Source organism: Hydrogenophilus thermoluteolus (assembly GCF_003574215.1).
GTDB lineage: Bacteria > Pseudomonadota > Gammaproteobacteria > Burkholderiales > Rhodocyclaceae > Hydrogenophilus > Hydrogenophilus thermoluteolus.
This window is the reverse complement of the sequence record NZ_AP018558.1, coordinates 660,479-687,180: the sequence shown is the minus strand read 5'-3', so window position 1 is coordinate 687,180 and position 26,702 is coordinate 660,479. Positions and strand designations below refer to the sequence as shown.

Annotated in this window: 25 protein-coding genes; 5 read left to right on the top strand and 20 right to left on the bottom strand. The window is 60.8% G+C overall.

The annotated features are described in order from the left end of the window. Positions 1 to 2 precede the first annotated feature (2 nt). Genes HPTL_RS03340 through HPTL_RS11535 form a run of 3 tightly spaced genes read right to left on the bottom strand, consistent with a single transcriptional unit; the run spans position 3 to position 4,572 of the window. Positions 3 to 1,271, bottom strand: coding sequence for a replication-associated recombination protein A (locus HPTL_RS03340; RefSeq protein ID WP_119336054.1), 1,269 nt, complete (start codon positions 1,269 to 1,271; stop codon positions 3 to 5). 47 nt (positions 1,272 to 1,318) lie between these two features. Beyond that, the gene (locus HPTL_RS03335; RefSeq protein WP_119334710.1) at positions 1,319 to 2,017 is read right to left on the bottom strand and encodes a LolA family protein; all 699 of its coding nucleotides are present in this window, start codon (positions 2,015 to 2,017) and stop codon (positions 1,319 to 1,321) included. Beyond that, a complete protein-coding gene (locus HPTL_RS11535; protein ID WP_197713760.1) occupies positions 2,014 to 4,572 on the bottom strand; it encodes a DNA translocase FtsK in 2,559 nt (852 codons plus the stop codon). Before HPTL_RS11535 ends, HPTL_RS03335 begins: the two co-directional genes overlap by 4 nt. Positions 4,573 to 4,712: 140 nt before the next feature. On the opposite strand from HPTL_RS11535, the gene HPTL_RS03325 reads away from it, so the two are divergent. The 3 genes from HPTL_RS03325 to HPTL_RS03315 are packed head-to-tail and all read left to right on the top strand — an operon-like array spanning position 4,713 to position 8,815. Continuing rightward, on the top strand, positions 4,713 to 7,082 hold the full coding sequence (locus HPTL_RS03325) for an NADP-dependent malic enzyme (RefSeq protein ID WP_119334709.1): 2,370 nt from the start codon (positions 4,713 to 4,715) through the stop codon (positions 7,080 to 7,082). A 9-nt stretch (positions 7,083 to 7,091) separates the two neighbouring features. Further along, on the top strand, positions 7,092 to 8,051 hold the full coding sequence (gene trxB, locus HPTL_RS03320; RefSeq protein ID WP_119334708.1) for a thioredoxin-disulfide reductase: 960 nt from the start codon (positions 7,092 to 7,094) through the stop codon (positions 8,049 to 8,051). Then, a complete protein-coding gene (locus tag HPTL_RS03315; protein ID WP_119334707.1) occupies positions 8,048 to 8,815 on the top strand; it encodes a Smr/MutS family protein in 768 nt (255 codons plus the stop codon). The genes trxB and HPTL_RS03315 overlap by 4 nt, the downstream gene beginning before the upstream one ends. Before the next feature lie 70 nt (positions 8,816 to 8,885). On the opposite strand, the gene HPTL_RS03310 is transcribed toward HPTL_RS03315, so the two are convergent. From HPTL_RS03310 to hemN, 5 genes are all read right to left on the bottom strand, one after another. After that, positions 8,886 to 9,224 carry a P-II family nitrogen regulator gene (locus HPTL_RS03310; protein ID WP_119334706.1) on the bottom strand — a complete coding sequence of 113 codons (339 nt, stop codon included), beginning with the start codon at positions 9,222 to 9,224 and terminating at the stop codon, positions 8,886 to 8,888. 13 nt (positions 9,225 to 9,237) lie between these two features. Further along, positions 9,238 to 10,869, bottom strand: coding sequence for an NAD+ synthase (locus HPTL_RS03305; protein ID WP_119334705.1), 1,632 nt, complete (start codon positions 10,867 to 10,869; stop codon positions 9,238 to 9,240). 5 nt (positions 10,870 to 10,874) lie between these two features. After that, positions 10,875 to 11,402, bottom strand: coding sequence for an inorganic diphosphatase (ppa, locus tag HPTL_RS03300; protein WP_119334704.1), 528 nt, complete (start codon positions 11,400 to 11,402; stop codon positions 10,875 to 10,877). A 98-nt stretch (positions 11,403 to 11,500) separates the two neighbouring features. Then, positions 11,501 to 12,226: a sulfite exporter TauE/SafE family protein gene (locus HPTL_RS03295; RefSeq protein WP_197713759.1), complete on the bottom strand. Its 726-nt coding sequence runs from the start codon at positions 12,224 to 12,226 to the stop codon at positions 11,501 to 11,503. A 9-nt stretch (positions 12,227 to 12,235) separates the two neighbouring features. Then, positions 12,236 to 13,630 carry an oxygen-independent coproporphyrinogen III oxidase gene (gene hemN, locus HPTL_RS03290; protein WP_197713758.1) on the bottom strand — a complete coding sequence of 465 codons (1,395 nt, stop codon included), beginning with the start codon at positions 13,628 to 13,630 and terminating at the stop codon, positions 12,236 to 12,238. Positions 13,631 to 13,742: 112 nt separating this feature from the next. Here hemN and HPTL_RS03285 point away from each other — a divergent pair, with 112 nt between their 5' ends. Further along, positions 13,743 to 14,495 (top strand): helix-turn-helix domain-containing protein, encoded by a 753-nt coding sequence (locus HPTL_RS03285; RefSeq protein ID WP_119336050.1) that lies wholly within the window; start codon positions 13,743 to 13,745, stop codon positions 14,493 to 14,495. Positions 14,496 to 14,531: 36 nt separating this feature from the next. On the opposite strand, the gene HPTL_RS03280 is transcribed toward HPTL_RS03285, so the two are convergent. Continuing rightward, the gene (locus HPTL_RS03280) at positions 14,532 to 16,244 is read right to left on the bottom strand and encodes a PHA/PHB synthase family protein (RefSeq protein ID WP_197713757.1); all 1,713 of its coding nucleotides are present in this window, start codon (positions 16,242 to 16,244) and stop codon (positions 14,532 to 14,534) included. A gap of 71 nt (positions 16,245 to 16,315) precedes the next feature. Here HPTL_RS03280 and HPTL_RS03275 point away from each other — a divergent pair, with 71 nt between their 5' ends. Next, positions 16,316 to 16,759 carry a universal stress protein gene (locus HPTL_RS03275; protein WP_119334703.1) on the top strand — a complete coding sequence of 148 codons (444 nt, stop codon included), beginning with the start codon at positions 16,316 to 16,318 and terminating at the stop codon, positions 16,757 to 16,759. A gap of 107 nt (positions 16,760 to 16,866) precedes the next feature. Here the strand turns inward: HPTL_RS03275 and HPTL_RS03270 are convergent, their stop codons facing one another. The 11 genes from HPTL_RS03270 to erpA all read right to left on the bottom strand — a co-directional run bounded on the left by HPTL_RS03270 (position 16,867) and on the right by erpA (position 26,677). Beyond that, positions 16,867 to 17,004 carry a DUF3149 domain-containing protein gene (locus tag HPTL_RS03270; protein ID WP_119334702.1) on the bottom strand — a complete coding sequence of 46 codons (138 nt, stop codon included), beginning with the start codon at positions 17,002 to 17,004 and terminating at the stop codon, positions 16,867 to 16,869. A gap of 11 nt (positions 17,005 to 17,015) precedes the next feature. Then, the gene (locus HPTL_RS03265) at positions 17,016 to 17,531 is read right to left on the bottom strand and encodes a FixH family protein (RefSeq protein WP_119334701.1); all 516 of its coding nucleotides are present in this window, start codon (positions 17,529 to 17,531) and stop codon (positions 17,016 to 17,018) included. A gap of 7 nt (positions 17,532 to 17,538) precedes the next feature. Then, a complete protein-coding gene (ccoG, locus tag HPTL_RS03260; protein WP_119334700.1) occupies positions 17,539 to 19,053 on the bottom strand; it encodes a cytochrome c oxidase accessory protein CcoG in 1,515 nt (504 codons plus the stop codon). Positions 19,054 to 19,165: 112 nt separating this feature from the next. Further along, positions 19,166 to 20,059: a cytochrome-c oxidase, cbb3-type subunit III gene (gene ccoP / locus HPTL_RS03255; RefSeq protein WP_119334699.1), complete on the bottom strand. Its 894-nt coding sequence runs from the start codon at positions 20,057 to 20,059 to the stop codon at positions 19,166 to 19,168. After that, on the bottom strand, positions 20,052 to 20,228 hold the full coding sequence (locus HPTL_RS03250) for a cbb3-type cytochrome oxidase subunit 3 (protein ID WP_119334698.1): 177 nt from the start codon (positions 20,226 to 20,228) through the stop codon (positions 20,052 to 20,054). The genes ccoP and HPTL_RS03250 overlap by 8 nt, the downstream gene beginning before the upstream one ends. Positions 20,229 to 20,255: 27 nt before the next feature. After that, positions 20,256 to 20,897 carry a cytochrome-c oxidase, cbb3-type subunit II gene (gene ccoO / locus HPTL_RS03245; RefSeq protein WP_119334697.1) on the bottom strand — a complete coding sequence of 214 codons (642 nt, stop codon included), beginning with the start codon at positions 20,895 to 20,897 and terminating at the stop codon, positions 20,256 to 20,258. A gap of 18 nt (positions 20,898 to 20,915) precedes the next feature. After that, positions 20,916 to 22,349, bottom strand: coding sequence for a cytochrome-c oxidase, cbb3-type subunit I (gene ccoN / locus HPTL_RS03240; protein ID WP_119334696.1), 1,434 nt, complete (start codon positions 22,347 to 22,349; stop codon positions 20,916 to 20,918). Between the two features lie 299 nt (positions 22,350 to 22,648). Beyond that, positions 22,649 to 22,846, bottom strand: a complete 198-nt coding sequence (gene ccoS, locus HPTL_RS03235; protein WP_232000011.1) for a cbb3-type cytochrome oxidase assembly protein CcoS — start codon at positions 22,844 to 22,846, stop codon at positions 22,649 to 22,651. 1 nt (position 22,847) lies between these two features. Next, positions 22,848 to 25,343 (bottom strand): heavy metal translocating P-type ATPase, encoded by a 2,496-nt coding sequence (locus HPTL_RS03230; RefSeq protein ID WP_119334694.1) that lies wholly within the window; start codon positions 25,341 to 25,343, stop codon positions 22,848 to 22,850. A gap of 125 nt (positions 25,344 to 25,468) precedes the next feature. After that, positions 25,469 to 26,236 (bottom strand): SDR family NAD(P)-dependent oxidoreductase, encoded by a 768-nt coding sequence (locus tag HPTL_RS03225; RefSeq protein ID WP_119334693.1) that lies wholly within the window; start codon positions 26,234 to 26,236, stop codon positions 25,469 to 25,471. Between the two features lie 93 nt (positions 26,237 to 26,329). Further along, positions 26,330 to 26,677 carry an iron-sulfur cluster insertion protein ErpA gene (gene erpA, locus HPTL_RS03220; RefSeq protein WP_119334692.1) on the bottom strand — a complete coding sequence of 116 codons (348 nt, stop codon included), beginning with the start codon at positions 26,675 to 26,677 and terminating at the stop codon, positions 26,330 to 26,332. Positions 26,678 to 26,702 lie beyond the last annotated feature (25 nt).

Below are 26,702 nucleotides of genomic sequence, written 5' to 3'. Positions count from 1 at the left end.
GGTTACTGATGGTGTTCGTTGCGCCACGCGGCATCGAGCGCGCGCAACCGAGCCAATTTTTCTGCGATTTTCTGCTCCAACCCTCGATCCGTGGGTTCGTACCAATGGGTTTTGGGCATCCCCTCGGGCAGATAATCGACTCCCGGCGCAAACGCGCCGGGTTCATCATGGGGATAGCGATACCCTTTTCCCGCCCCGATCGCTTTGAGCAAGCGCGTCGGCGCGTTGCGCAGATGCATCGGAACCGGACGCGAACCATCCTGCGCAACGAACGCGCGCACGGAGTTGAAAGCGCGATAGAGCGCATTCGATTTCGGCGCGCACGCCAGATAGACAACCGCTTCGGCAAGCGCCAACTCCCCTTCCGGCGAGCCCAAACGCTCATACGCCTCTGCCGCGGCCACAGTCAGCGAAAGCGCGCGCGGGTCAGCCAAACCCACGTCTTCGCTTGCAATTCGTACCAAGCGCCGCGCCAGATAGCGGGGGTCGGCACCGCCATCGAGCATCCGACAAAACCAGTAGAGCGACGCATCGGGATCGGAACCGCGCACCGCTTTGTGCAGCGCGGAAATCAGGTCGTAAAACGCATCGCCCCCCTTGTCGAAACGACGCAGACGCGCACCGAGCGTCTCGGTGGCAAACTCGCAGTCGATTGTGGCGATCCTGCGCGCTTTCGCGGCGGCCCAAAGCCAGGCCAGATCGTTCAAAAGCCGCCGCGCGTCGCCGTCGGCCTGGGCAACCAGCATCTCGCGGACCGCGTCGTCGAGCGGTACCGCTTCGTCTGGAAAGCGCGCCGTCGCTCGGTCGAGCAACTGCCGCAATGCGTCTGGCGAAAGGGGTTCGAGCCGGAACACCGTCAGGCGGGACAAGAGCGCCGCATTCACTTCGAACGAGGGGTTCTCTGTCGTTGCGCCGATCAGCGTCACCACCCCACTTTCGACATGGGGTAACAGGGCGTCTTGCTGCCCCTTGTTGAAACGGTGGATCTCGTCGAGAAAGAGCACCGTGGCTTGCCCGCTCTGCCGCGCCGCTTCGGCAAGCGCCACCACCTCGCGCAGCTCTTTCACCCCTGCGGTCACTGCGGAAAGGGCAATGAACTGCGCGTCGCAACTGCGTGCCACCAACTGCGCAAGGGTCGTTTTGCCCACGCCGGGCGGCCCCCAGAAGAGCATGGAAAAGAGCTGTCGGCGCGCGGCAGCAAGCGTGAGCGGTTTTCCAGGCCCCACGAGATGGGACTGTCCCACCACCTCCTCGAGCCGCTGCGGCCGCATCCGTTCCGCCAACGGAACGGTTTGGATGGGGGGCGTTGTCGTACGGCTCACCGCGGCGTCTCCGCAGCAGCAGCACCCTGCGGGGTGCGCAACACGACGGCGTCCGGAGGCAACGTGAGTTGGAACGCTTCCGGTTGCGGCATTGTGCGTTCGAAGCGGGTAAACAGCAATTCGCTCGTCTGACCCAACGCGTCTTCGATCGTGAGCGCACGCAGACGCTCGTCTGCGATGGTGACCTCGACGCGGCGTACCACCGCGTCATCGGTTCGCGCCCGTAACGACCAGCGAAGCACCCCGCCTGCTTGGGTAAAACGTTCCAAGGTGAATCTCTCGGGCAGCGTCTCGGGTGCCAGAAAAAAAGCGAGTGGCCCGGCGCGTAACGCAGCAGGATCGAGTGGCTGCACCGTGGCTTGGCGAAGTTCTGGATCCCATACGGTGAGGGTCGTGCCGTCACTCACGGTCACCTGCACGAAAGGGCGCTCGATCGTCCAACGAAAACGTAACGGTTTGACGAATGCGAATACCCCTTCCAACTCCCGCCGCCGCCCGTCACTCCGGCGCTCGATCTGGCGAAACACCCCCTCTGCAGAGGTAACCCCTTCTCCCCAAGCGATGAGCGTTGCCCACGCCTTTTGCGTCTGCTCGTCCGCTGCCGATTGCGCCTCACTTAGGGGTATGAGCACGAATGAAAAGAGAAGCAACGCAACCCACCCCCTCAAAAACCGTTTTGCGCCACACGCCTTCATCCGTTTTGCTCCGGTACCAACACCTTGCGGTTGCCATTCGCTTCCGGCGGCGAAACCAATCCTGCCTGCTCCATCGCTTCGATGAGGCGCGCCGCCCGGTTATACCCGATACGCAAATGGCGCTGTACCAACGAGATCGAAGGGCGTCGCGTCCGCAAAACGATCTCGACCGCCTGATCATAAAGGGGATCACGCTCGGCATCCCCCGCGCCATCGCCCCACTCCGACCCTGGCACTTCGTCGTCATCGGCGGTGATCGCTTCGACATACTCCGGAGGCCCGAAGGATTTGAGGTAATTCACCACGCGATGCACCTCGTCGTCTGCGACGAATGCCCCATGCACCCGCTGCGGCGTTCCCATCCCGGGCGCCAGAAAGAGCATATCGCCCATCCCCAACAGCGTTTCGGCACCCATCTGGTCGAGGATGGTTCGCGAGTCCACTTTGGACGAAACTTGGAACGCGATGCGGGTGGGGATGTTCGCCTTGATCAGACCCGTAATCACATCGACCGACGGGCGCTGTGTCGCAAGAATGAGGTGAATCCCCGCGGCGCGCGCCTTTTGTGCCAAGCGGGCGATCAGCTCTTCGATCTTCTTTCCAGCCACCATCATCAAGTCGGCGAGTTCATCGACGATGACCACGATATACGGCAGCTTCTCGAGCGGTTCGGGATGCTCTGGCGAAAGCGAGAAGGGGTTGGGGACGTACTGCTCGTTCGCAGCCGCTTCGGCAATCAGTGCGTTGAACCCAGCGATGTTGCGCACGCCCAACGCGGCCATCAGCTTATAGCGCCGCTCCATCTCGCCGACACACCAGTTGAGCGCCTGCGCCGCCAACCGCATGTCGGTCACCACCGGCGCCAGAAGATGCGGAATCCCTTCGTAGATCGACAATTCGAGCATCTTCGGGTCGATCATGATCAACCGCACCGCTTCGGGTCCCGATTTGTAGAGCAGCGACAAAATCATCGCGTTGATCCCGACCGATTTGCCCGATCCGGTCGTTCCCGCCACCAGCAAGTGCGGCATCTTCGCCAGATCGGCGACCACCGGTGCGCCACCGATGTCTTTGCCCAAACAGACGGTCAGAGGCGATTTGGCATTGCGATAAACCGAAGCGTCGAGTACCTCCCGCAGCCGAACGATCTGCCGCGTGGGGTTCGGCACCTCGAGCGCCATGCAGCTCTTACCGGGAACGATCTCGACCACGCGAATCGAAACCAGCGAAAGCGCGCGTGCCAAATCCTTCGCCAGATTGACGATCTGCGCCCCTTTCACGCCAGTGGCCGGCTCGATCTCGTAGCGGGTGACCACAGGGCCAGGGATTGCGCCCACCACCGTGACGCGCACGCCGAACTCGGCCAATTTCGACTCGATCAGCTGCGAGGTCTCCGCGATCCGTTCCGGCGTGACCGAGCTGGGTTGGGGTTTGGGCTGGTCGAGCAACGCCAGCGGTGGAATCGGGGAATCTCCCGGTTTCGGCGCCAGGCGTGCCCCTTTTTCTACAGCCCCCTGAACGCGAACTGCGTGGGTTTCGACAGGCATCCTGTCCGAGGCGACGGACGTTTCGGGCGCAGCAGATGCAGCGTGCACTTCCGGTTTCGCGTCTGGTTCGGGTTCTGAACGATCCGGTTCATGGGCACCCGTCGGTATCGGTTCAACGTCGTGCGGCACCGCGTCCGCACCGGAGGGGTCGAGCGAGGGCTCCGCCGCCCAGCGCGGCTCCTCGATCGGTCCGAACGCCGGTGTCGGTTGCGCCGATCGTTTGGCGCGCTGCGTCCAGCGCAACCACAACGCACGCAGCGCACGATAGGCCCTAAAAGCCGCCATTTGCAGAGATTGCAACCCCTGTCGCCACACGCCCTGAGAATCGGCGTTGCCCGTCCGCGCATCCGTCGACGGGGCCACTATCGGCCCCGCTTTGCCTTCCCGCCAGCGTTGCCAACGCGCCTCCAGCCACCGCCCGATGGCCTCCGTGACTTCGCCCCAACTCACCCCCCAAGTCAGGCTGAACCCAACGAGAAAAAGCGCCAGGAGGAGCAACGTTCCGCCCACGAACCCCAACCGCAGCGCAACGAACTCACCCAGTGCATGCCCGAGCACCCCCCCCGCCCCTTGCGGCAGGCTGTCGCCAAAGCGATGAAAGCGCAAATATTCCAGCGCACTGGAACTCACCTGCAACAGCAGGAAACCGAGTGTGGTACCCGCCCACGACCATCGCCACTGCCACCAGTTGGCCAGCGAACCATCCGGATGCGCGTCGCCCGGTTCCAACGCGCGATGGGTGAAGGCGCGCCACCACCCCACGACGCCACGGACGAAGAGTCCGATCCACCACAGCGCCGACCAACCGAAGGTGAAAAACCACAGATCGGCAATCCAGGCACCGAGCCGCCCACCCGGATTCTGGACCGTGAGCGCCGTCCCGCTTTTCGACCACCCCGGATCTTCCGGGTGGTACCCCAGCAAAACGAGCGCGAAATAGGCACCCACCGCTGCCAGGAGCAGCCAACTCCCCTCATGGAGCAAGCGGGCGAAACGTCTCTTCGTCAAAACCGCGCCATTTCGTCGATCGCACAACAGCAGGCTATTATACCGAGCAATAAGGTACGAACTGGCGCATCCGCGCGCAGCCAAACCACTCGTACTAAAATCGCTTATTTCGCCACCTCGGGAACTCAGGGAGTGACATTGTGACGCAATCGACCAAAGGCCCCGAAGCCGTGCAGGAAGCGCGGGAAGAATTGAAACGCGCTGCGCTCGACTACCACGAACATCCCACCCCGGGTAAATGGGCGATCGTCCCGACCAAAGCGCTGTCGAACCAGCGCGATCTGGCGCTCGCCTATTCACCCGGCGTCGCCGCGCCGTGCGAAGCGATCGTCGAAGACCCGAGCGCCGCCGCACGATATACCAACCGCAGCAACCTCGTTGCGATCATCACCAACGGCACCGCGGTCCTGGGACTTGGCGACATCGGGCCGCTTGCCGCGAAACCGGTGATGGAGGGCAAAGCGGTCCTGTTCAAAAAATTTGCCGGCATCGACGCGATCGATCTCGAAATCAACGAAAAAGACCCGGAAAAATTGGTCGAAGTCATCGCCGCGCTGGAACCGTCTTTCGGGGGGATCAACCTCGAAGACATCAAAGCTCCGGACTGCTTCCTCGTCGAACGTAGGCTGCGCGAACGTCTGAAAATCCCTGTCTTTCACGACGACCAGCACGGTACCGCGATCGTCGTCGCGGCGGCGCTGTTGAACGCGCTCACCCTGACCGGAAAAAAGATCGACGCGGTCAAATTGGTCACTGCCGGGGCGGGCGCTGCGGCGCTTGCGTGCCTCAACCTGCTCGTCAAACTGGGTCTTCCGAAAGCCAACATCTGGGTAACCGACATCGCAGGCGTGGTCTATGAAGGCCGTACCGAACTGATGGACCCCGATAAAGCGCAGTTCGCCCAAAAAACCGTGGCGCGCACCCTTGCCGAAGTCATCGAAGGGGCCGACATTTTCCTGGGGCTTTCCGCAGGTGGCGTCCTCAAGCCCGAGATGGTGGCGAAGATGGCGGAAAAACCGATCATCTTCGCGCTGGCCAACCCAACCCCAGAAATCCTGCCGGAAGCCGCGAAAGCGGTTCGACCGGACGCGATTCTCGCCACCGGCCGTAGCGACTATCCCAACCAGGTCAATAATGTCCTCTGCTTTCCCTACCTCTTCCGCGGCGCGCTCGACGTCGGCGCAACCACGATCACCGACGAAATGGAGATCGCAGCGGTCCAAGCGATCGCGGCACTGGCGCAAGCCGAAGAGAACGAAGTGGTCGCTGCGGCCTACGCTGGGGAAAAACTCCGTTTCGGCCCCGACTACCTCATCCCCAAACCGTTCGACCCCCGTTTGATGCTCACCATCGCCCCGGCGGTCGCGCAAGCCGCGATCGCAAGCGGCGTGGCGACCCGCCCGATCGAGGATTTCGACGCGTATCGCGAACGGCTCCAGAACTTCGTCTATGCCTCCGGTACCTTGATGAAACCGGTCTATGCGATCGCGAAACGCGCGAAATTCAAGAAAATTGCCTACGCCGAAGGCGAAGAAGAACGCGTGTTGCGCGCCGCGCAAGTGGTGGTCGACGAAGGCATTGCGCGACCGGTGCTCATTGGCCGCCCCGCGGTGATCGCGCAGCGCATCGAACGCTTCGGTCTGCGCCTGCGCGAAGGGGTCGACTACGAAGTGGTCAACGTCGAAAACGATCCGCGCTATCGCGCGCTCTGGCAAGAGTACCACCAGATCATGGAGCGGCGCGGCGTCACACCCCAATTGGCGAAGATCGAAATGCGGCGACGGCATACGCTGATCGGCGCGATGCTTCTGCGCCATTGGGAAGTCCATGGACTCATTTGCGGTACGTGGGGCGTGCCCACGATGCACCTCAACTACATCGACCAAGTGATCGGCAAACGCCCCGGCGCCACTTGTTACGCCGCGATGAACGCCATTTTGTTGCCGAACCGCCAGCTCTTTTTGGTGGATACCCATATCAACAACGACCCCACCGCGGAACAGATCGCCGCGATCACCCGCATGGCCGCGCGCAAGATGATGCGTTTCGGCATCACACCCAAAGCGGCGCTCCTCTCCCACTCCAACTTTGGTTCTTCAGACGCGGCAAGCGCCGTGAAAATGCGCGAAGCCCTCAAAATCTTGCGCGAGATCGCGCCGTGGCTGGAAGCGGACGGGGAAATGCACGGCGACCTGGCACTCGACCCCACGATGCGCGCGGAACTCATGCCGCGCTCCACACTCACCGGCGAAGCCAACCTTTTGGTGCTGCCCAACATCGATGCCGCGAATATCGCGTACAATCTCCTCAAGACCGCTGCTGGGAACGGCATCGCAATCGGACCGATGTTGCTCGGGGTGCTTAAGCCGGTCCATATCCTTACTGCCACCTCGACGGTGCGGCGCATCGTCAATATGACGGCGCTCACCGTTGCCGAAGCGAACGTCGGGCCGCGTGCCGTCGAACCCACTCCGCCGATGAGCGAAATCCCCTTCACCACAACCGAATAGGAGTACGCCATGTCTGCACAACACCGCCGTTTGATCATCCTTGGATCGGGACCCGCTGGATACACCGCAGCGATCTATGCCGCGCGCGCCAATCTCGAACCGATGTTGATCACCGGTCTCGAACAGGGCGGACAACTGATGACCACCACGGACGTCGAAAACTGGCCCGCAGACCCAGACGGGGTGCAAGGGCCGGAACTGATGGCCCGTTTCGAAGCGCACGCTCGGCGCTTCGGTACCGAAATCGTCTTCGACCACATCCACACCGCCGTGCTCACCGAACGCCCGTTCCGGCTCGTTGGTGACGCCGGTGCATACACCTGTGACGCGCTGATCATCGCCACCGGTGCCTCGGCGAAATACCTGGGGCTGCCTTCGGAAGAAGCGTTCAAAGGCCGCGGGGTCTCCGCGTGCGCCACCTGTGACGGCTTCTTCTACAAAGGGCAAGACGTCTGCGTGATCGGCGGCGGCAACACCGCAGTGGAAGAAGCGCTCTACCTCGCCAATATTGCGAACAAAGTCTATTTGATCCACCGACGCGACCAGTTCCGAGCGGAAAAGATCCTCGTCGACCGCTTGATGAAACGGGTCGACGAAGGAAAAGTGGAATTGGTGCTCAACCATGTCGTCGACGAAATCTTGGGCGACGACACCGGAGTCACAGGAATCCGTGTCAAACACCGCGACAGCGGCGCTACGCAGGAACTCGCCGTCCACGGTGTCTTCGTGGCGATCGGCCACCAACCCAACACGCAGCTCTTCGAAGGGCAGCTCGAAATGGAAAATGGCTATATCGTCACGCGCGGCGGTCGTGACGGGAATGCCACCGCAACCAGCATCGAAGGAGTTTTTGCCGCTGGGGACGTTCAAGACCACGTCTACCGGCAAGCGATCACCAGCGCGGGGACTGGTTGCATGGCCGCGCTCGACGCCGAACGGTACCTGGACGCACTCGCCACTGGGAAATGAGCAGAGCGACCCCACCGAAGCGTGATTGGCGGGATCAACTGAAGCAGCTCGTCGAAGCGGGCACGCTGCCCCCCGCCGATCGTCGCCGCTACTGGCGCCAAAAGGCCCAAGCGGCGATCGCGCGTGCAGCGACCAAAAACACGCAAGCACAACAAGCCAAAAATTCCCCTGCGGATTCTGCAGCGACGGCCGCGCCCGATCAAACCCCATCCCCAGCGCTTTCGCCCGCTGAAGCCCGGCTGTGGCAGCGCTGGTTACGCGAAACCGGCGTCGCGCCGTTGCCGCCGCAAGATCGCGTCACGCTCGAGCGCCCGCTTCCGCCGCCGACCCCGCGGCAACGCGAACGCGACGAAGCGCAGATCAAAACCGAGCTCTTGTCGCCGTTGACGCTCGACGACTGGCTCGATCACGACAGCGAAACCTTCTTCCTCCGGCCAGGGGTTCCCCGGCGCATGATTACGGAGATGCGGCGGGGCCGTTGGACCATTCGGCGTCAGCTCGACCTCCATGGCCTCACCCGCGAAGAGGCGCGCACTGCAATGAGCGCATTCCTTGCCGAGGCGTTACGCGCTGGGGAGCGCTGCGTGCGGATCATTCACGGAAAAGGGTACGGCTCACCCGGTGGCGTGAGCGTTTTGAAGCACCTCTCGCGGCAATGGCTCACCCGGCGCGAAGAGATCCTAGCTTTTTGCGAAGCGGCTCCCCGACAAGGGGGAAGTGGCGCGTTGCTGGTGCTCCTGCGTGCCCCCAGCGCCAACCGGTAAGCTTACTTCGTGACGGGTAAACCCACTTCGCGCCCACTGCCACCGAGTAGCACCGCACCACCTCGCGCGATCAAATCGCCGATTCGTTGAGTTCGCCGGTGCGAATCCGAATCACTTGCTCCACCGGGGAAACAAAGACCTTGCCATCGCCGATTTTGCCAGTCCGCGCGGCTTTGACGATCGCGTCGACCACCGCCTCCACCATCTCATCGGGCACCACCACCTCGACTTTCACCTTCGGCAAGAAATCGACCACATATTCGGCACCCCGATAAAGCTCGGTGTGCCCCTTTTGCCGCCCGAATCCCTTGACTTCGGTCACCGTCAAACCGTTCACCCCCACCTCGGAGAGCGCCTCGCGCACCTCGTCGAGCTTGAACGGCTTGATCACCGCCTCTACCTTCTTCATCGCTTGCTCCTTATCACGGTTGGGCCGCTCGGGGCCGAAAATGGGACGTAACCGGGTGCCGCCAGTCGCGACCGAACGCACACCGAGTCACCCGCGGCCCCAAAGGTGCCTGCTGCCGTTTGTATTCGCTGGTAAACAGCAACTGCAACACGGAATCGACCACCTCTGGCGCAAAACCCGCAGCAACGATCTCCGCTACCGACTGCCGCTCCTCGATGAAACGTGTCAATATGGCGTCCAGTACCGCGTAAGGCGGCAAGCGCTCCTCGTCCACCTGGTTCGGACGCAGTTCGGCGGATGGTGGGCGCTCGATGATCCGCGACGGGATCACCTCCTGTTCCCGGTTGATCCAGCGCGCCAGACGATAGACCCACGTTTTGTAGACATCTTTGAGTACCGCAAAGCCCCCAGCCATATCGCCGTAGAGCGTGCAGTAACCCGTTGCGATTTCGCTCTTGTTTCCGGTGGTGAGCACCAATGAACCGGTTTTGTTGGAAATGGCCATCAACAACAACCCGCGAATCCGTGCCTGGACGTTCTCTTCAGTGGTATCCGCAGGCAAACCGGCAAAGAGCGGCGCAAGCGACGCACCAAACGTTGCCATCGCGGGTTCGATGGGAATCACCTCATGCCGAACCCCCAAATTCTGAGCGAGTTGCGCCGCATCCTCCAAGCTCATTGCCGCCGTATAGGGCGACGGCATCATCACCGTCCGCACCCGTTCTGCGCCCAACGCGCCCACCGCCAAACAAGCAACCAGCGCAGAATCGATCCCGCCAGAAAGACCGATGACCGCGCCACGGAAGCGATTTTTGCTCACATAGTCGCGCACGGCACTGGTCAGCGCACGATAGAGCACATCCTCGTCATCAAGCTGGGGTGCCGAATCGGGAACCGTTTGCCAACCGCCAGACGCCCAGGTCAAGAGCGCCGTTACCGTCTCGAATTGCGGGGCGCGCCAGACAACAGAACCGTCGGCAGCAACTGCGAACGACGCGCCGTCGAACACCAGTTCGTCCTGCCCCCCTACACTATTGACGTAGAGGACCCCTGCACCACACGATTCGGCGCGTGCGCGCGCCACTGCCTCCCGCTCTTTCTCTTTGCCCAGGTGGAACGGAGAGGCGTTCAACGCCACCACCAGATCGACACCCAACGGCTGTGCCACCGCGAGTGGCTCGGGATGCCAGAGATCTTCGCAGATCGCGACGGCAACCCGAACCCCTTGGCAGGTGACGACAAGCGGCGCGTCCCCCGGGACGAAATAACGGTGTTCGTCGAACACCGACGAATTGGGCAAGCGGTGTTTCGCGTACCATCCCAGCAACGCACCGTCATGGATCCACGCCGCTGCGTTTTCGCACCCCTTTTCGCGCCAGCGCGGCAAACCGACCAGCACATCGAGGGAACGCGGTAGCCGCGCGCAGAGCGTCGCGAAAGCCCGTTCGCATGCCCGCGCGAAATCGGGCAGCAGCAGATGGTCTTCCGGCGGGTAACCGCTCAGCGCCAACTCCGGCGTCACCAGCAGGTGTGCGCCCTGTTGCGCGGCCTCCTCAGCCGCGGCGACGATCCGGTCGACGTTCGCATCGAAATCGCCGACGACCGGATCGCATTGGGCGACGGCAATCCGCAAGGGACCGCTCATGCGCCTTACTTCGCCGCGTTTTTCACGCCGTTCAAGATCTCGGCTTTCGCCTCATCGACGCCACCCCAGCCCGTGACCTTCACCCACTTGCCCGGTTCGAGATCCTTGTAGTGCTCGAAGAAGTGCTTCACCTGCTCAAGGATCAATTTGGGAAAATCATCGAGCGACTGGATCGCGTCGTAGAGCGGCGTCAATTTACTTACCGGTACCGCGATCACCTTCGCATCGACCCCGCTTTCATCCTCCATCTTCAGAATCCCGACAGGGCGGCAGCGAATCACCACCCCCGGCGGAACCGGAAACGGCGTCATCACCAGCACATCGACCGGATCCCCGTCGTCAGAGAGGGTATGGGGAATATACCCATAGTTGAGGGGATACCGCATCGACGTCCCCATGAAGCGATCGACGAAGATCGCGTCGCTATCTTTGTCGATTTCGAACTTGATCGGGTCGGCCTGCGCCGGAATTTCGATGATCACATTGACATCGTTCGGCACGTCTTTGCCAGCGGAAACGCGTTCAAACGCCATGACATCACTCCCTAGTGGCTAAAAAAACCGTGTGCAATTATACGGGCAAAGCCGTCCGAACCCAGCCACCGATCGTGCGCAGCGCACGAACGGTTTCATCACGGCGTATGGCAGACCACCCCTTGCCAGATCGCGCCGCCCAGTTCCGGCGCCCGCCACAGCCCCCACAACCCGAATGCGACCACGACCAACCCCGCGCCCCACCGCGCCCACGGATGCTGCACCCAACCCCGAAAACGGTGCAACATCAAGCCAGCCAGCAGCAGATTGGGCAACGTCCCAAGCCCAAACGCCAACATCACCAACGCGCCACGCTCGGCACTACCGCTCATCAACGCTGTAGCGAGCACGCTATAGACCAAGCCACAGGGGAGAAACCCCCACAGCCCACCAAGGAGCGCCGCCTGCGGAATGGAACGGACCGGTAAGAGGCGGTGGGTGAGCGGCTGCACCCGGACCCACAGAACTTGCCCAACCCGTTCGACCGGAGCCAACCACTGCGGCTGCCCCAACAGATAGAGCCCCATCGCCACCAACAACAAGTTGGCCACGACGTAGAGCCCCAATTGAACGGGCAACACCGATTCGAGTACGGTCGCAATCGCGCCCAAACCGCCGAGCACCGCACCCAACACGGTATAGGTAGCGATCCGCGCCAGATTGTAGGTCAGGTGCAAAAGCCACCGCGCAGGGCCACTACCCGCGGCCGGGTTCGTCTGCAGCGACAACGCCCCGACGATCCCGCCGCACATGCCGAAGCAGTGAACACCGCCCAACAGGCCGATGAGAAAAACCGCCAAATAACCGCCGACCGAACCCAACACACCCCCCGCTCAGATCACTTTCGAATAACGGGTCCGTTCGCGGTCGGCGCGCAGGTACCGGTCGAAGACCATTGCGATCGCCCGCACCAAAAGGCGCCCTTTCGGCAATACGGTAATCCAACGGTCGCTCACCGTCACCAAGCCGGCTGCTTCCATTTCCCGCAAATCCGCCAACTCCGGCGCAAAGTAGTGCGCGAAGTCGATCAGATTCGCCTCTTCGACCGCGTCGATCGAAAGCTCGAAGTGGCACATCAACGCTTGAATGATGGAACGGCGCAACACATCGTCCGGGCTCATCGCCACCCCGCGCAACGTCGGCAACTCACCCCGGTCGAGCGCGTCGTAATAAGGCTCTTCCGTTTTGTGGTTTTGCGCGTAGTACGGACCGATCTTACTGATCGCCGAAATTCCCAGTGCGACCAAATCGCATTCGGCGTGCGTCGAATAACCCTGAAAATTGCGGTGCAGCCGCCCTTCGCGCTGCGCCACTGCCAACTCGTCTTCCGGTTTCGCGAAGTGATCCATCCCGATATAGACATACCCCGCGTCGGTCAGCCGTTCGATCGCCATCTTGAGAATCGCCAACTTTTCCGCTGCGCTGGGTAACGTCGCTTCGTCGATTCGGCGCTGCGGCATGAAGAGCCGTGGCAGATGGGCGTAACTGTAGAGCGACAGCCGATCCGGCGCAAGTGCGATCACCGCGTCGAGCGTTTTCGCAAAGCGCGCGACCGATTGATGCGGTAACCCATAGATCAGATCGAAACTCACCGAATGAAATCCCGCCGCACGCGCAGCCTCGAGCACCCCTTGCGTCTCCTCGAGCGACTGCACGCGGTTCACCGCACGTTGCACCACCGGGTCGAAATCCTGCACCCCGATGCTCATGCGGTTGAACCCCAGTTCGCGTAACAGAAAGACCTGCTCACGGCCCACTTTTCGGGGGTCGACCTCGATCGAATACTCCCCGTGCTCGATCAAGGTGAAGGTGCGCCGGATCGCTGCCCACAGCCGACGCATTTCCGATTCGTGCAAAAAGGTTGGCGTACCGCCGCCGAAGTGCAACTGAGCAACCGTGCGGCTTCCCGTGAGTTTTTCGTCGACGAGCGCCATCTCCCGTTCCAAGTAATCGAGATAACGCGACGAGCGGGAATGGTCTTTGGTGATGATCTTGTTGCACGCACAGTAGTAGCAGATGGTGTTGCAGTACGGAATATGGACGTAGAGCGACAGCGGCCGCTGTACGCCGGCAACGGCCCGACTCGCCAATGCTTCCCCATAAGCCTCCGGGCCAAACGCCTCGACGAAACGGTCTGCAGTCGGATAAGAGGTGTAACGCGGCCCAGCGATGTCGAAACGGCGAATCAACTCCGGGTCGAACACCACCGCTTGCGAAAACTGGCTCACGGTCACGCTCCTTGCGGACTCGATCACAATCCGATACTATGGCACAAAAAAGTGCGACTGTCTTTGACACACCTCAATGAGCGGCCACAAACCCCAACCCCTGGAGAACGCGATGCGACCCGCGGCGCTACCCGAACAATTGCGCATCGCCTGCGCGCAATGTAACCTCGTCGAGCTCTGTCTACCCGTCGGGCTACCGGCAAACGACCTCAAAAAGCTCGACACCCTGGTCTCGGTACGCAAACGGGTGAAACGCCACCAAGCCCTGTTCGAAAGCCAAGCCCCGTTCGAAGCGCTCTATGCCGTGCGCCTTGGCTCGTTCAAAACCGTCCTCACCCTCACGGACGGCCGCGAACAGGTCACCGGGTTTCAGATGACCGGGGAGCTCCTCGGGCTCGACGGCATCGGCAGCGGACGCCACGCGGTCACCGCGATTGCGCTCGAAGACAGTGAAGTCTGCGTGATCGAATACGCGCAGCTCGAAGCGCTCGCGCAAGAGATTCCCGCGTTGATGACCCAGTTCCACAAAGTGCTGTCGCGCGAAATCGTGCGCGAACAGGGCGTGATGACCCTTCTGGGCTCGATGCGCGCCGAAGAGCGCCTTGCGGCGTTTCTGCTCAACCTCTCGCAGCGCTTCGCTACCCGCGGGTTCTCGCCCAACCAGTTTCGCCTTCGGATGACCCGCGAAGAGATCGGATCGTACCTCGGGCTCAAACTCGAGACCGTCTCGCGTACGCTTTCCGCGTTTCAAGAAGCGGGCTATTTGCGCGTGGATCGCCGCGAAATCGTGCTGTTGGATCGCGAAGGGTTACGCCAACTCCTCTATCCAGAGCGCACAGATCCGGCAAACGCAACCGCGCCCTAAGGAAGTCCCCGCCCGTTTGTGGGTGAATGCACCTCGTCACTCATGGACGTACCGCCCAGGCGCAGCACCCAAGTTGGGCCAGGTTTCCGGATCCGCCGCCGTTTTCCGCTCCCCAGCTTCCCGTTGTAACCAAAGGACCCAGTCGGACCACCAACTGTTGGGCTGCGGGTCGGTCGCCGCAAACCACTCCTCGGCCTTCGGCACGAGCATGGCAAAGTCGCTCACTCGGTAGTGGCGCTTGGGGGGATCCTTCGGCGGATTCACGATACCGAGGATATGCCCCGAACTCGACAAAACGTACCGTTTGGGGCCCCGCACGTGTTTGAGCAACTGATAGGTCTGGCGCCACGGCGCGATGTGATCGTCTTCCGCACCCACGGCGTAGACCGGCACGGTGATCGCCCGTAGGTCGATCGGCTGCCCCATCAACTGCAACGCACCGGGACGTACCAAGCGGTTTTTCAGGTAGAGTTCGCGCAGATACCAGCAGTGCATCGCCGCTGGCATCCGTGTGGTATCCATGTTCCAGTAAAGAACGTCGAACGGCGACGGCTCCTCGCCATAGAGCCACCCGTGCACGACGTAATGCCAAATCAGCGAATTGGCGCGCAACAACCGAAACGCTGCTGCCATCTCCGCGCCGTCGAGATACCCCGTCAGCCGCATCTTGTGGCACAGATAGCGTACCGTTCCGGGATCGACGAATACCTCGATATCCCCTGGTGCAGAAAAATCGACCAGGGTCGTAAAGAACGTCGCGCTGGCAAGCGGCGTTTCGCTTCCCTGCTCCGCCCCCTTGGCGGCCGCGTAACTGGCCAGCGCCGTTCCTCCCAGACAATAGCCGACTGCCTGGACCTTGTCGCTGCCACTCAAGGTCCGTGCCGTCTCCACCGCACAATCGATCCCCAAGCGCAAATACTCCTCGAAAGTGGTCGCCGCCATTTCGGCAGTGGGGTTTCGCCAACTGATGATGAAGAGGTCGAAACCCGCATCGCGCAAAAAGCGCACCAGGCTTTTTTGCGGTGTCAAATCGAGTATGTAGAACTTGTTGATCCACGGCGGAACGATCACGAGCGGCCGCGCGTATTGATTGGGCGTTGCCGGATGGTAGCGAATCACCTCGGCCAACGCGTTCCGGGCCACCACCTGCCCCGGGGTGGTCGCCAGGTTCTCGCCGACACGAAAATCGTCGGTGCGTGACATCCGGACCTGTCCCGCAGCGACATCGGCCCAGAAATTTTTCATGCCTTGCCAAAGCGATGCGCCGCTAGTTGCCAACGCGCGACGTTGCGCCTCTGGGTTGCTCCAGAAAAAGTTCGTCGGCGCCAGCGCGTTGGCAAAGGTGCGATGCCAGAACGCCGCTCGGCGGCGCTCCTTTTCGCTCAGTCCCGGTGTCGCGTAGAGGGCATCCTGCATGAGACGCGTTGCGCCCAAATAGGCCTGCTGCCAGCCAGCCCAGAATGGATGAGTCTGCCACGCGGGATGATCCCAGCGGGTATCATCGGCAACCGGCGGAAACGGTGGGGGCGCATCGGCTTCCCCAAGCACACGCTGCCACACGAACTGCTGCCACCGCGCGCTATCTTCGGCGGCGCGCCACCACAACGCGTTGGCCTCGAGCGGATGCGCACCCCAAGCAAACAGCGCATGAAGGAGCGGCGCGCTCATTCCGATCGGATCCCAACTCTCCTCCGCCATGTGGTGGAGCACTTCGGCCATCCGTTCTGGCGTCGACTGGAGCGTCTTCACCGCACTCCCCTTTCCCTTTTCACCATTCGGCTATAATGGCTCAATCTAACACAAATGGAAGGAGCCTTGCCATGTTTCGCCATCTTCTCGTCCCCACCGATGGTTCCGAACTCTCGCTTGCTGCGGTCGAACGGGCAGTTGCGTTCGCAAAAGCCCTCAACGCCCGCATCACCTTTTTCTATGCGCAACCCGATTTTCCCCTTCCGGTCTATGGCGAGGGGGCGTTGATCGACCCCACCACGCCCGAACAGTTTCGTAAAGCCGCGCAAGAAGAAGCGAACACCATCCTCAACTCAGCGAAGGAAAAGGCCAGTGAGGCCGGAGTCGAAGCAGACACCGATACCGTGGTGAGCGACGCCCCTGCCGATGCGATCATCGACGCAGCGGAACGGCACGGTTGCGACCTCATCTTCATCGCGTCCCATGGCCGCAGCGGCATCGCTCGACTGCTTCTGGGGAGCGTCACGAACAAGGTCCTCTCGCACACCAAACTGCCGGTACTGGTCTATCGCTAACCAGCAACAGATCGCGCTGGATCCGCTCGAAAACAAGGCCTTCCTTGCGGAACAAGGAAGGCCTTGTAGTGCACGGTACGTGCGTCCGTGACTCAGCTTGTCTTTCGTTACGCTTCCGGTTTGTCGTTCATATGCCGCTTGACGAAACGATAGATGAAGCTCGCCATCACAATTACAAAACTTATCGTAAAGAGGCTCAACAACCCGATATCGGTGGTGAAGAACTCCCGCAGTGCGTCAGACATGATACCCTCCTTTACTCTTTGGGAACAATGGGTTGGATGAGCTCCTCTCTCTCTGTCGGGACAACAATGGTTCCGCTCAGTCGCCACTGGCGGGACTCGTCTTCGATGATCACGTGCCAACGCCCCATCGTCGGCAACGCGAGCGGGGCCCAGTAGCGTCCCTGATCGAGCACCAGGTTGAGCTGCTGGTCTTTCCCGCTCTGCGTCGGATGAACGAAACGCACGGTAATGAGATGCGGCGGATCGATCTTGAGACGCGCCGGGTCGAACCATAGGGTCAAACGCCCATCGTTCCATTGCACCCACGCGGCAAGACCCAGTTCAGCCGCCTTTGCAGTACGATCGATCCGCTGTTGAATCGCCAACCCTTCTTTGTAGTAATCGTCCGACACCAATCCGTCCCAACTCTGGATCGCCAATTTCAAGGTGTAAAACCCTGCGATGACAGCCACGAGCGGTGGCGCCATCAGCAACCACGGCCACCGTTGCTTGTACCAAGGCGTTCCTTTGGTGTCAGGTCGGCTCATTGCAGCGTTACTCCGTCACCAAGAAGGTTGCGTGCTCACGCGTGACATTTTCGGGTTCGTCCGCCACACGGATTTCGAACAGGATATCGTAACGACCCGGTTTCACCGCTTGCGCAGGCACCTGCACCGAAACAACGATCGATTCGGTCGCCGCAGCGGGCATCGCGACCGTTGTGGGGCCTTCCAGTTTCATGCCCGGAATTCCACTCACCGAAATGGTGTACTGCCGTGGCCGCTCGGCCATGTTCATCAACCGCAGCGTGTAGACGTTCTCGATCCACCCTCCCGGCAACTCGCGCGAAAGCGCCGCACGGTCACGCAGCACGTCTACCCGAACATCCGGGCGGGTCGCGATCTTATAGAACAGGATACCCGTAAAGAGCGCGAGCAAAACACCGTAAACCAGCACGCGAGGCCGCAAAACCCGACGCCACGCCTGCTCCCGGCTCCAGTGGTGGATCATGGCGTTTTCGGTACTGTACCGAATCAAACCGCGCGGATACCCCATCTTGTCCATCACCTCGTTGCACGCGTCGATGCACGCGGCGCATCCGATGCACTCATATTGCAGACCATTGCGGATATCGATACCCGTTGGGCAAACCTGGACGCAAATCCCGCAGTCGATACAGTCTCCCTTACCGATCGATCGAGGATCGACCCCCTTCTTCCGTGGGCCGCGTGGCTCACCCCGCTCTTCATCGTAAGTGATGATCAACGTATCGGGATCGAACATCACGCCCTGGAAACGGGCGTATGGACACATATATTTACAGACTTGTTCCCGCAGCACGCCCGCGAGCAAATAGGTGAACCCGGCGTAGAAAAAGATCCAGAACCACTCCCACGGACCAAAACTGAGTGTTGCCAGCTCTGCCAACAGCTCTTGACGCGGTGTGAAGTACATCACGAGCGTAAAGCCCGTCCATAACGAAAAGAGAATCCAAATCAGATATTTCGCACCGCGCCGAAGGATCTTTTCGGCGTTCCACGGAGCCTGGTCGAGTTTGCCCCGTTTGATGTGGTCCCCTTCGATTCTCTCTTCGAACCACATGAAGATTTCGGTGTAGACCGTCTGCGGACAGGTGTAACCACACCAAAGCCGCCCGGCGATCGTCGTGAAGAAAAAAAGCGCATACGCCGAAAGGATCAAGATAATGGCCAAGAAGAAGACGTCTTGCGGCCAAAAAACCCAGCCGAAGAGGTAAAACTTCCGTTCGACCAGGTGAAAAAGCACCGCCTGACGGCCATTCCAGTCCAGCCACGGTAAGCCGTAGAAGATCGCCTGCGTGAGGAAAACGAAGAACCACCGCCACTTTTGGAATGTGCCGCTCGTCGAGCGGACATAGAGTTTTTTGTGTTTCGCGTAGAGCGATTGCGCTTCGTTTTCTGTCTGTGCGCGTTGATCGTTGCGCGCAGGTTGTGGGTAAGATGAAGCAGAGCCACCTGCTTGCGCGGTAGGCGCTTTGCTTGAGGTCGAGCGAGGTTCCCCGGTTTGCGGGTTTTCCGTTTCTAGACCCATCATTATTTCCTTCTTTACTTATTTTCTCTAACTGCGACCGAAATCGCAGTAAAACCTTGGGGTTGGAAACAATGCACCTGCCGGCGCTGCCCGGAGGCAGCGCCCAGCAGGATCACTTGTGGCTGAGGCTCCAGACGTACGCCGTCAAGAGGTGGACTTTGTCTTGTCCGAGGAATTCGCCGAAAGCCGGCATCCGGTTGTTCAGACCGTTCATCACGTTGCTCATGATCTGCGTTTCGGACGAGCTGTAGAGCCAGATATTGTCGGTCAAGTTGGGCGCACCGATCACAGGGTTACCTTTCCCGTCGGGACCATGACACGCAGCGCAGTTTTCGGCAAAAATTTTCGACCCTAGTTGCGCACGAGTCGCGTCGTGCGCAAGCCCCGAGAGGGAGCGGACATAGTGCGCGACATTTTTCGCCCCCTCCTCACCCAACTGCGGGAACGGCGGCATCACCCCCATACGGCCATTGGTAATGGTCGCCTTGATGTAATCAGGAGAGCCGTCACCACCCAACCAGTCGTTGTCGGTGAGGTTGGGGAAACCTTTCGCGCCGCGTGCGTCGGCCCCGTGGCACTGCATGCAGTAGGTCTGGAACAGGCGCTTACCCATCCCCATCGCTTCAGGGTCAGCCGCAATCGCTTTAACGTCCATATTGCGATACTTGGCATAGAGCGGGCCATACTTTTCTTCTGCTGCCTTCATCTCTTTTTCCCACTGGCCGACGGAACTCCACCCCGCGATCCCCTTGAAGCTCCCAAAACCCGGGTAGATCACCAGATAGACGATCGCGAAGATCACCGTCAACCAGAAGAGATACATCCACCAGCGCGGGAGCGGATTGTTCCACTCTTGCAGGTTTTCGTCCCAGCTATGGGGTTGCAATTCCCCAACCTTGCCGGTAGCGCGCATGTTCGTTGCGATCACGAAGACGCAGAAGAGCAGCGACAGCGCCACCAGCACCTTCACGTACATATCCCAGAAGGGACTGATGAAATCAGCCATGATTCGATCCTCTCTCGTTATGACGTTCACCCGGTTCGTCGAGGAAAGGGATCTGAGCCGCTTCGTCGAACCCCTTTTTGGCGCGACTACTGTACGCCCACGCGACGATCGCCAAGAAGCAGACGAACGCCAATACGGTCACCAACGCGCGCCAATCATTGAGATCCATCGGCTCAGCTCCCTTGCCTCATTGCCGTCATTGGAAGTTGGAGAGCGCCCGACCCAACCCTTGGAGGTAGGCGATCACCGCGTCCATTTCGGTCTTGCCTTCGAGCATCTTCGGCGCGTTGGCAATCTCCTCTTCCGTGTAAGGATGCCCGAGCTTTTGCAGCGCCCGCATCTTCGCTTGGATCGTGTCGATGTCGCTCTGCTTGATCGGGCGGTTCAGCCACGGAAACGCCGGCATGTTCGATTCGGGCACGACGTCCCGCGGGTTGTTGAGGTGGGCGCGGTGCCATTCATCCGAATAGCGCCCGCCAACGCGATGCAGGTCGGGGCCCGTCCGCTTCGAACCCCATTGGAACGGGCGGTCATAGATGTACTCGCCCGCGACCGAATAGTGGCCATACCGTTCGGTTTCGGCACGGAACGGACGCACCATCTGCGAATGGCAGTTGTAGCACCCTTCGCGGATGTAGATATCGCGCCCAGTGAGCCGCAACGCGTCATAAGGTTTGACGTCGAGCGGTTTGCCGTCCCGGTCAATCGGCTTGGTGGTCGAGTGCTGGAAGAAGAGCGGCACGATCTCAACCAAACCGCCGATACTTACCGCGATCAACGTGAAGATGATCAGAAGCGGCAGACTGCGCTCGATGATGTCGTGTTTCGAATGAGCCATTTTTTTCTCCTCAACCGATCAGTGCGCTGCAGCAGGGGCCGGCAGGATGCGCTCTTCCACCGGCTGGGCACCGGCAATCGTCTTCACCACGTTGTAGAGCATGATCACCATGCCAGTGACATAGAGAAGACCACCCAACGCACGAATCGCCCAGAACGGATAAGAGGCTTTCACCGATTCGATGAACGCGTACGTGAGCGTACCGTCGGCGTTGGTCGCGCGCCACATCAACCCCTGCATCACGCCGGAGATCCACATCGACGCGATGTAGAGCACGATCCCGATCGTCGCGATCCAGAAGTGGAGCGTGACGAGCTCTTTCGACCACATTTCGGTCTTGCCGTAGAGCCGCGGGATCAGGTAGTAGAGCGAGCCGATCGAGACCATCCCCACCCAGCCGAGCGCGCCGGAGTGGACGTGACCGACGGTCCAGTCGGTGTAGTGCGAAAGTGCATTCACCGTCTTCACCGACATCATCGGCCCTTCGAACGTGCTCATCCCGTAGAACGAGAGCGAAACGATCAGGAACTTGAGGATCGGGTCGTCACGCAATTTGTACCAGACACCCGAGAGGGTCATGATCCCGTTGATCATCCCGCCCCAGGACGGTGCCAGGAGAATCAACGAGAAGAGCATCCCCAGCGACTGAGTCCAATCCGGCAACGCGGTGTAGTGAAGGTGGTGCGGACCGGCCCACATATAGGTAAAGATGAGCGCCCAGAAGTGCACCACCGAAAGGCGGTACGAATAGACCGGACGACCCGCCTGTTTCGGGACGAAGTAGTACATCATCCCAAGGAACGCCGCGGTGAGGTAGAAGCCCACGGCGTTGTGGCCGTACCACCATTGCACCATCGCGTCCTGCGCACCCGCATAGAACGAATAGGATTTCCACAGCGACACTGGCATTTCGCCGCTATTGACGATGTGGAGCAACGCGACCGCGATGATGAACGCGCCGTAGAACCAGTTCGCGACATAGATGTGGCTGGTCTTGCGCTTCGCAATGGTTCCAAAGAAGACGATCGCGTACGCGACCCAAATCAACGTGATTAGAATGTCGATTGGCCATTCGAGTTCGGCGTACTCCTTACCTGTGGTGATCCCGAGCGGCAAAGTGATCGCCGCAAGCAGAATGACCACTTGCCAGCCCCAGAAGGTAAAGGTGGCCAACGCGGGCGCGAAAAGCGACGTATGGCAGGTACGCTGCACCACGTAGTACGACGTAGCAAAGAGCGCACACCCGCCGAAAGCGAAGATCACGGCGTTGGTATGCAACGGCCGCAAGCGACCGAAGTGGAACCACTCACCGAGCTCGGTAAAGTTGAGCTGCGGCCAAACGAGCTGGGAGGCGATAAGCACCCCCACAGCCATCCCCACGATGCCCCAGATCACCGCCATGATGGCGAACTGGCGCACGACTTTGTAGTTATAAGTCGTTTGCGCTTCCATAAGACCTCTCCTATCCAGAGATACCCAAAACACCGGCGTCAATGCCGCCACCCATTAGGATACACCGATTGCAAAAAGAAGTTTTGACCTAAATCAACAAAGCGTTCTGATTGTAACAAAGCGATTCGGGTGTTGCCTTCAGGGAATTTGAAACTCCAGATAAAAAAAAGGGTGCGAATCGTTCGCACCCCCAACCCCAACAGAGAGACAAGAAACCCAACGGCCGCCACGTTGCGCGAACCGCAGAAACATTATATCCGTAACGCCTTTGCGGTTCTTTGACGCAGGTCAACAGAGGTTCATTTTTTCGTCTCGCGCGCCGCTGCGTCTGGACGGCTTTCCGGTTTGGTGGGTTCCTCGTCGAAAAGGATTTGGTAGGCCGGCCCCTCGAGGTCGTCGAACTGGCCACGTTTTACCGCCCACCAGAAGACCCCTCCGATGACCACCACCAAAACCAGCGAAAGCGGGATCAACAGGTACAAGATTTCGAGTTCCACCTCACACCCCTTGTTCCGGATCGACCGGAAGCCGCTGTAGGCGCAGTGCATTGAGCACGACGAGCAAAGAACTGACCGCCATGCCGATTCCCGCAAGCCACGGGGTCACCCAGCCCGCCATCGCCAGCGGTATCGCCACGAGATTGTACCCGAACGACCAGCGCAAATTTTGCCGAATGATCGCAAGCGTTCGTTTCGCCTGCCGATAAAGCAGCCACACACCCCAAAGCGAATCCCGCACCAGAATCACGTCGGCATGATGGCGGGTCAGATCGGCGCCGCTTCCCATCGCGATACCGACATCGGCTGCGGCAAGCACCGGCGCGTCATTGACACCGTCTCCGACCATCCCGACGACCGCCCCCTGCGCACGCAGCGCAAGCAGGCGTTCGTGTTTGGTTTCCGGCAAAAGATCCCCCTCGGCATCGGCAATTCCGACCGCTTGCGCGACCGCAGCTACCGCCGGTGCACGGTCCCCCGAATAGAGGTGGGGCGTCACCCCCGCCTGGACGAACCGGGAGATCACCTTAGGCGCCTCCGGTCGCAACCGGTCTTCGAGGAAAAAGAGGGCGAGCCAACCGGCTTCGTCGGCAAGCGCGACGACGGTCTCTGACGTCTGCCCATCCGCCCATTCCTGAGCGTAAGACGACAACGGGGCGATCCCCAACGTCGCTTCGACCCATGCCGGCCGACCCAGCGCAACCTGCCGCCCGCCGATCGACGCGGAGAGCCCACCGCCAGTTTCGTGCCGCAACGCGACCACAGCGTGCCGTTGCTTTGTTTCCACGTCAGCCGGAACTGCGCGCCGCAACGCACGCGCGATCGGGTGGTTGCTTCCCGCTTCGAGTGCGACCGCCAACGCAAGTGCCTGCGTTTCATCGCAGCGGGCAGGATCCAACAACCGCACCGATCGTAGCGCGGGCTCTCCTTCGGTGAGCGTCCCCGTTTTGTCGAAGATGCAGTCGGTCATACGCGCTGCGGTCTCCAAAACATGACCACGCGTGACCAAAACGCCACGCCGCAACAGCGCATCGGTTGCAGCGGTGACTGCAGCCGGTGTCGCCAACGCCAACGCGCAGGGACATGCCACGATCAACACGGCAACCACCGTGGGTACGATCTTTTCTGGCGCCCACCAGGCCCAAAAGAGCGCAGTGGCCACGGCCAACGCCAACACGGTACCCACGAAACGTCCCGCAAGTCGATCGGCTTCGGACGCGATGCGGGGGCGTTCGCTTTGCGCCCGTTCGACCAACCGACGAATACTCGCCAGACGGGACGCTTCGCCGACATGGGTCACTTCGACCACGACCACGCCGCTGCCATTGACGCTGCCGCCGATTACTTCGTCCCCGACCCGTTTCGGCACGGGACGGCTCTCCCCGGTCAGAATCGCCTCGATGGCGTCACTTTCTCCTTCGACCATCACGCCATCCGCGGGAAAGACTTCGCCCGGTTTGACGCGGATACGATCCCCAGCGGTGAGGCGGACCGCCGGCACGACCTCGAACGTTTGCGTTTCGGCGTTCCACCGCTCGGCCACCGCAGGCAGCGCGCGCGCCAGTTCATCGAGCCCGCGGACCGCACGCTGGCGCGCCGCCATTTCGAAATAGCGGCCCGTTAGCAAGAAAAAGGCGAACATGCTCACCGAATCGAAATAGACGTCGGCATAGCCCGTGAGCATCCCGAAAACACTGGCGCCGAACGCGATCAGCAGCCCGAGCGCGACCGGTACGTCCATTCCGATGCGACGCTGCTTGAGATCACGCCACGCGTTGCGATAAAAGGGGCCGCACGAGTAGAACATTACGGGAAGGGTCAGCAGGAACGAAGCCCAATAAAAGAGCTGACGGTAGCTGGGATCCATCTCGCCGTCGCCTGCGAGGTAGGTGGGCACCAGATACATCATCACCTGCATCGACGCGAAGCCCGCCACGAAAACCCGCCAGAGCATCGCACGTCGCTCGCGCTGGGCTACCGCTTCGCTCGTTTGGGGATCGAATGGATAGGCGCGGTAGCCGATCTCTGCAACCGCCTGCAGAATCCGCGAAAGCGACGTCTCATCCGGGTTCCAGCGCACGAGCGCGCGTCGGGTTGCGTAGTTGATCTCGACGTGCGTCACCCCTTTTTGGCGCCGCAGATGCTGTTCGTTGAGCCAGACACACGCGGCGCAGGTAATCCCTTCGAGAATCAGTGAAACTTCGCGCTCATGAGGGGACGCGGGACGGGAAAGCTGTTCGACCAGCTCCGGCGCGTCGAACGTCTCCAAGGTTTTCAGGACATCCGGCAACGCTTCGCGCACCGGCTCCGGCATCGCGTCCCGATGGCGATAGTAGTTGGTCAATCCCGCCGCAACGATCGCGTTGGCAACGGCTTCACACCCGGCGCAGCACATCCGCCGGGGCGTGCCGTCGATCGTCACCCAGTAATGACTTTCCGGGGGAATCGGCAAACCACAGTGGTAACAGGTCTCTTGGGTTTTAGCGGTTTCGTTCATGAACGGACGGGATTGCGCCACACGCGCGGGCGTAAGTGGCGATTGTACCCGATGACCCGTCCTTGCTGCGGGCACCTGCACCGGGCACTCCGCAGCCGGTAGGATCGGCGCGCCCCGGTCACACCTTACTTCGCGCTCATCCGGATTGCGCCGTCGAGGCGAATGGTCTCACCGTTGAGATACGGATTGCTCACGATGTGCAACACCAGCGCGGCATATTCGGCCGGTTTGCCCATGCGCTGCGGGAAAGGGACCATCGCGTGCAGCGACTGCTGCACCTCTTGCGGCATCCCCAGGAGCATTGGGGTCTCCATGATCCCGGGCGCAATGGTCATCACCCGCACCCCGTGCCGCGCCAACTCCCGCGCTGCCGGCAATGTCATCGCAACGATCCCTCCTTTCGACGCGGCATACGCAATTTGACCGATCTGCCCTTCGAACGCTGCGATCGACGCCGTATTGACGATCACCCCGCGCTCGCCGTGTTCGTTGGGCTCGTTGCCGATCATCCGCGCTGCCGCAAGCCGCATCGTGTTGAAGGTACCGGTCAGGTTGATCGCAATCGTGCGTTCGAAAGAAACGAGCGCGTGTGGTCCTTCGCGACCCACCAATTTTTCCGCCGGTGCAACCCCGGCGCAGTTCACCAAGACATCGATGCGTCCAAACGCTGCCACGCCCGCCTCGAGCGCCTCCCGCACCGAGGTTTCGTCGGTGACGTCACACGGGCAAAAGCGCGCAGCGGCACCCAGTTGCCCGGCAACCGCCGCCCCTTTTTTCGCATCGCGATCGAGCAACACCACTTTGGCGCCCTGCGCCACCGCGGCTTGGGCCGTCGCTGCGCCCAACCCCGACGCGGCACCGGTGATCACGAAAACGCGATCCGAAATCAACATCGGCTCCTCCTTTGTTACGTTAACGTCAACGTCACATCGTACCACAAAAAAACCGCCCCTTTGGGGCGGTTCACTGTTCGGCGGTCTCGCGATTCAGACAGAAAACGACGACCCACAGCCGCAGGTCGTCACCGCGTTGGGGTTGCGAATCACGAATTGCGCACCGTTGATGTCTTCGACGTAGTCGATTTCGGCACCCACCAGATATTGGTAGCTCATCGAGTCGATCAGCAACGTCACGCCGCCTTTTTCGACCACCGTATCGTCGTCCGCCACTTCCTCGTCGAAGGTGAATCCATACTGAAAACCGGAACACCCGCCACCGGTGATGAATACGCGTAACTTCAGATTGGGGTTACCTTCCTCTTCGATCAGCTCGCGCACTTTTGCGGCAGCGGCATCCGTAAATACCAGAACATCGTCGACGACTGCTTCGCTCATTGGGTCACTCCTTGTTCGTACCGAT

Excerpts from the sequence above, each read along its gene's own strand:
- HPTL_RS03340 (WP_119336054.1), bottom strand. The coding sequence starts at position 1,271 with ATGCGGCCGCAGCGGCTCGAGGAGGTGGTGGGACAGTCCCATCTCGTG.
- HPTL_RS03335 (WP_119334710.1), bottom strand. The coding sequence starts at position 2,017 with ATGAAGGCGTGTGGCGCAAAACGGTTTTTGAGGGGGTGGGTTGCGTTG.
- trxB (WP_119334708.1), top strand. The coding sequence starts at position 7,092 with ATGTCTGCACAACACCGCCGTTTGATCATCCTTGGATCGGGACCCGCT.
- HPTL_RS03315 (WP_119334707.1), top strand. The coding sequence starts at position 8,048 with ATGAGCAGAGCGACCCCACCGAAGCGTGATTGGCGGGATCAACTGAAG.
- HPTL_RS03310 (WP_119334706.1), bottom strand. The coding sequence starts at position 9,224 with ATGAAGAAGGTAGAGGCGGTGATCAAGCCGTTCAAGCTCGACGAGGTG.
- HPTL_RS03305 (WP_119334705.1), bottom strand. The coding sequence starts at position 10,869 with ATGAGCGGTCCCTTGCGGATTGCCGTCGCCCAATGCGATCCGGTCGTC.
- ppa (WP_119334704.1), bottom strand. The coding sequence starts at position 11,402 with ATGGCGTTTGAACGCGTTTCCGCTGGCAAAGACGTGCCGAACGATGTC.
- HPTL_RS03285 (WP_119336050.1), top strand. The coding sequence starts at position 13,743 with ATGCGACCCGCGGCGCTACCCGAACAATTGCGCATCGCCTGCGCGCAA.
- HPTL_RS03275 (WP_119334703.1), top strand. The coding sequence starts at position 16,316 with ATGTTTCGCCATCTTCTCGTCCCCACCGATGGTTCCGAACTCTCGCTT.
- HPTL_RS03270 (WP_119334702.1), bottom strand. The coding sequence starts at position 17,004 with ATGTCTGACGCACTGCGGGAGTTCTTCACCACCGATATCGGGTTGTTG.
- HPTL_RS03265 (WP_119334701.1), bottom strand. The coding sequence starts at position 17,531 with ATGAGCCGACCTGACACCAAAGGAACGCCTTGGTACAAGCAACGGTGG.
- ccoG (WP_119334700.1), bottom strand. The coding sequence starts at position 19,053 with ATGGGTCTAGAAACGGAAAACCCGCAAACCGGGGAACCTCGCTCGACC.
- ccoP (WP_119334699.1), bottom strand. The coding sequence starts at position 20,059 with ATGGCTGATTTCATCAGTCCCTTCTGGGATATGTACGTGAAGGTGCTG.
- HPTL_RS03250 (WP_119334698.1), bottom strand. The coding sequence starts at position 20,228 with ATGGATCTCAATGATTGGCGCGCGTTGGTGACCGTATTGGCGTTCGTC.
- ccoO (WP_119334697.1), bottom strand. The coding sequence starts at position 20,897 with ATGGCTCATTCGAAACACGACATCATCGAGCGCAGTCTGCCGCTTCTG.
- ccoN (WP_119334696.1), bottom strand. The coding sequence starts at position 22,349 with ATGGAAGCGCAAACGACTTATAACTACAAAGTCGTGCGCCAGTTCGCC.
- HPTL_RS03230 (WP_119334694.1), bottom strand. The coding sequence starts at position 25,343 with ATGAACGAAACCGCTAAAACCCAAGAGACCTGTTACCACTGTGGTTTG.
- HPTL_RS03225 (WP_119334693.1), bottom strand. The coding sequence starts at position 26,236 with ATGTTGATTTCGGATCGCGTTTTCGTGATCACCGGTGCCGCGTCGGGG.
- erpA (WP_119334692.1), bottom strand. The coding sequence starts at position 26,677 with ATGAGCGAAGCAGTCGTCGACGATGTTCTGGTATTTACGGATGCCGCT.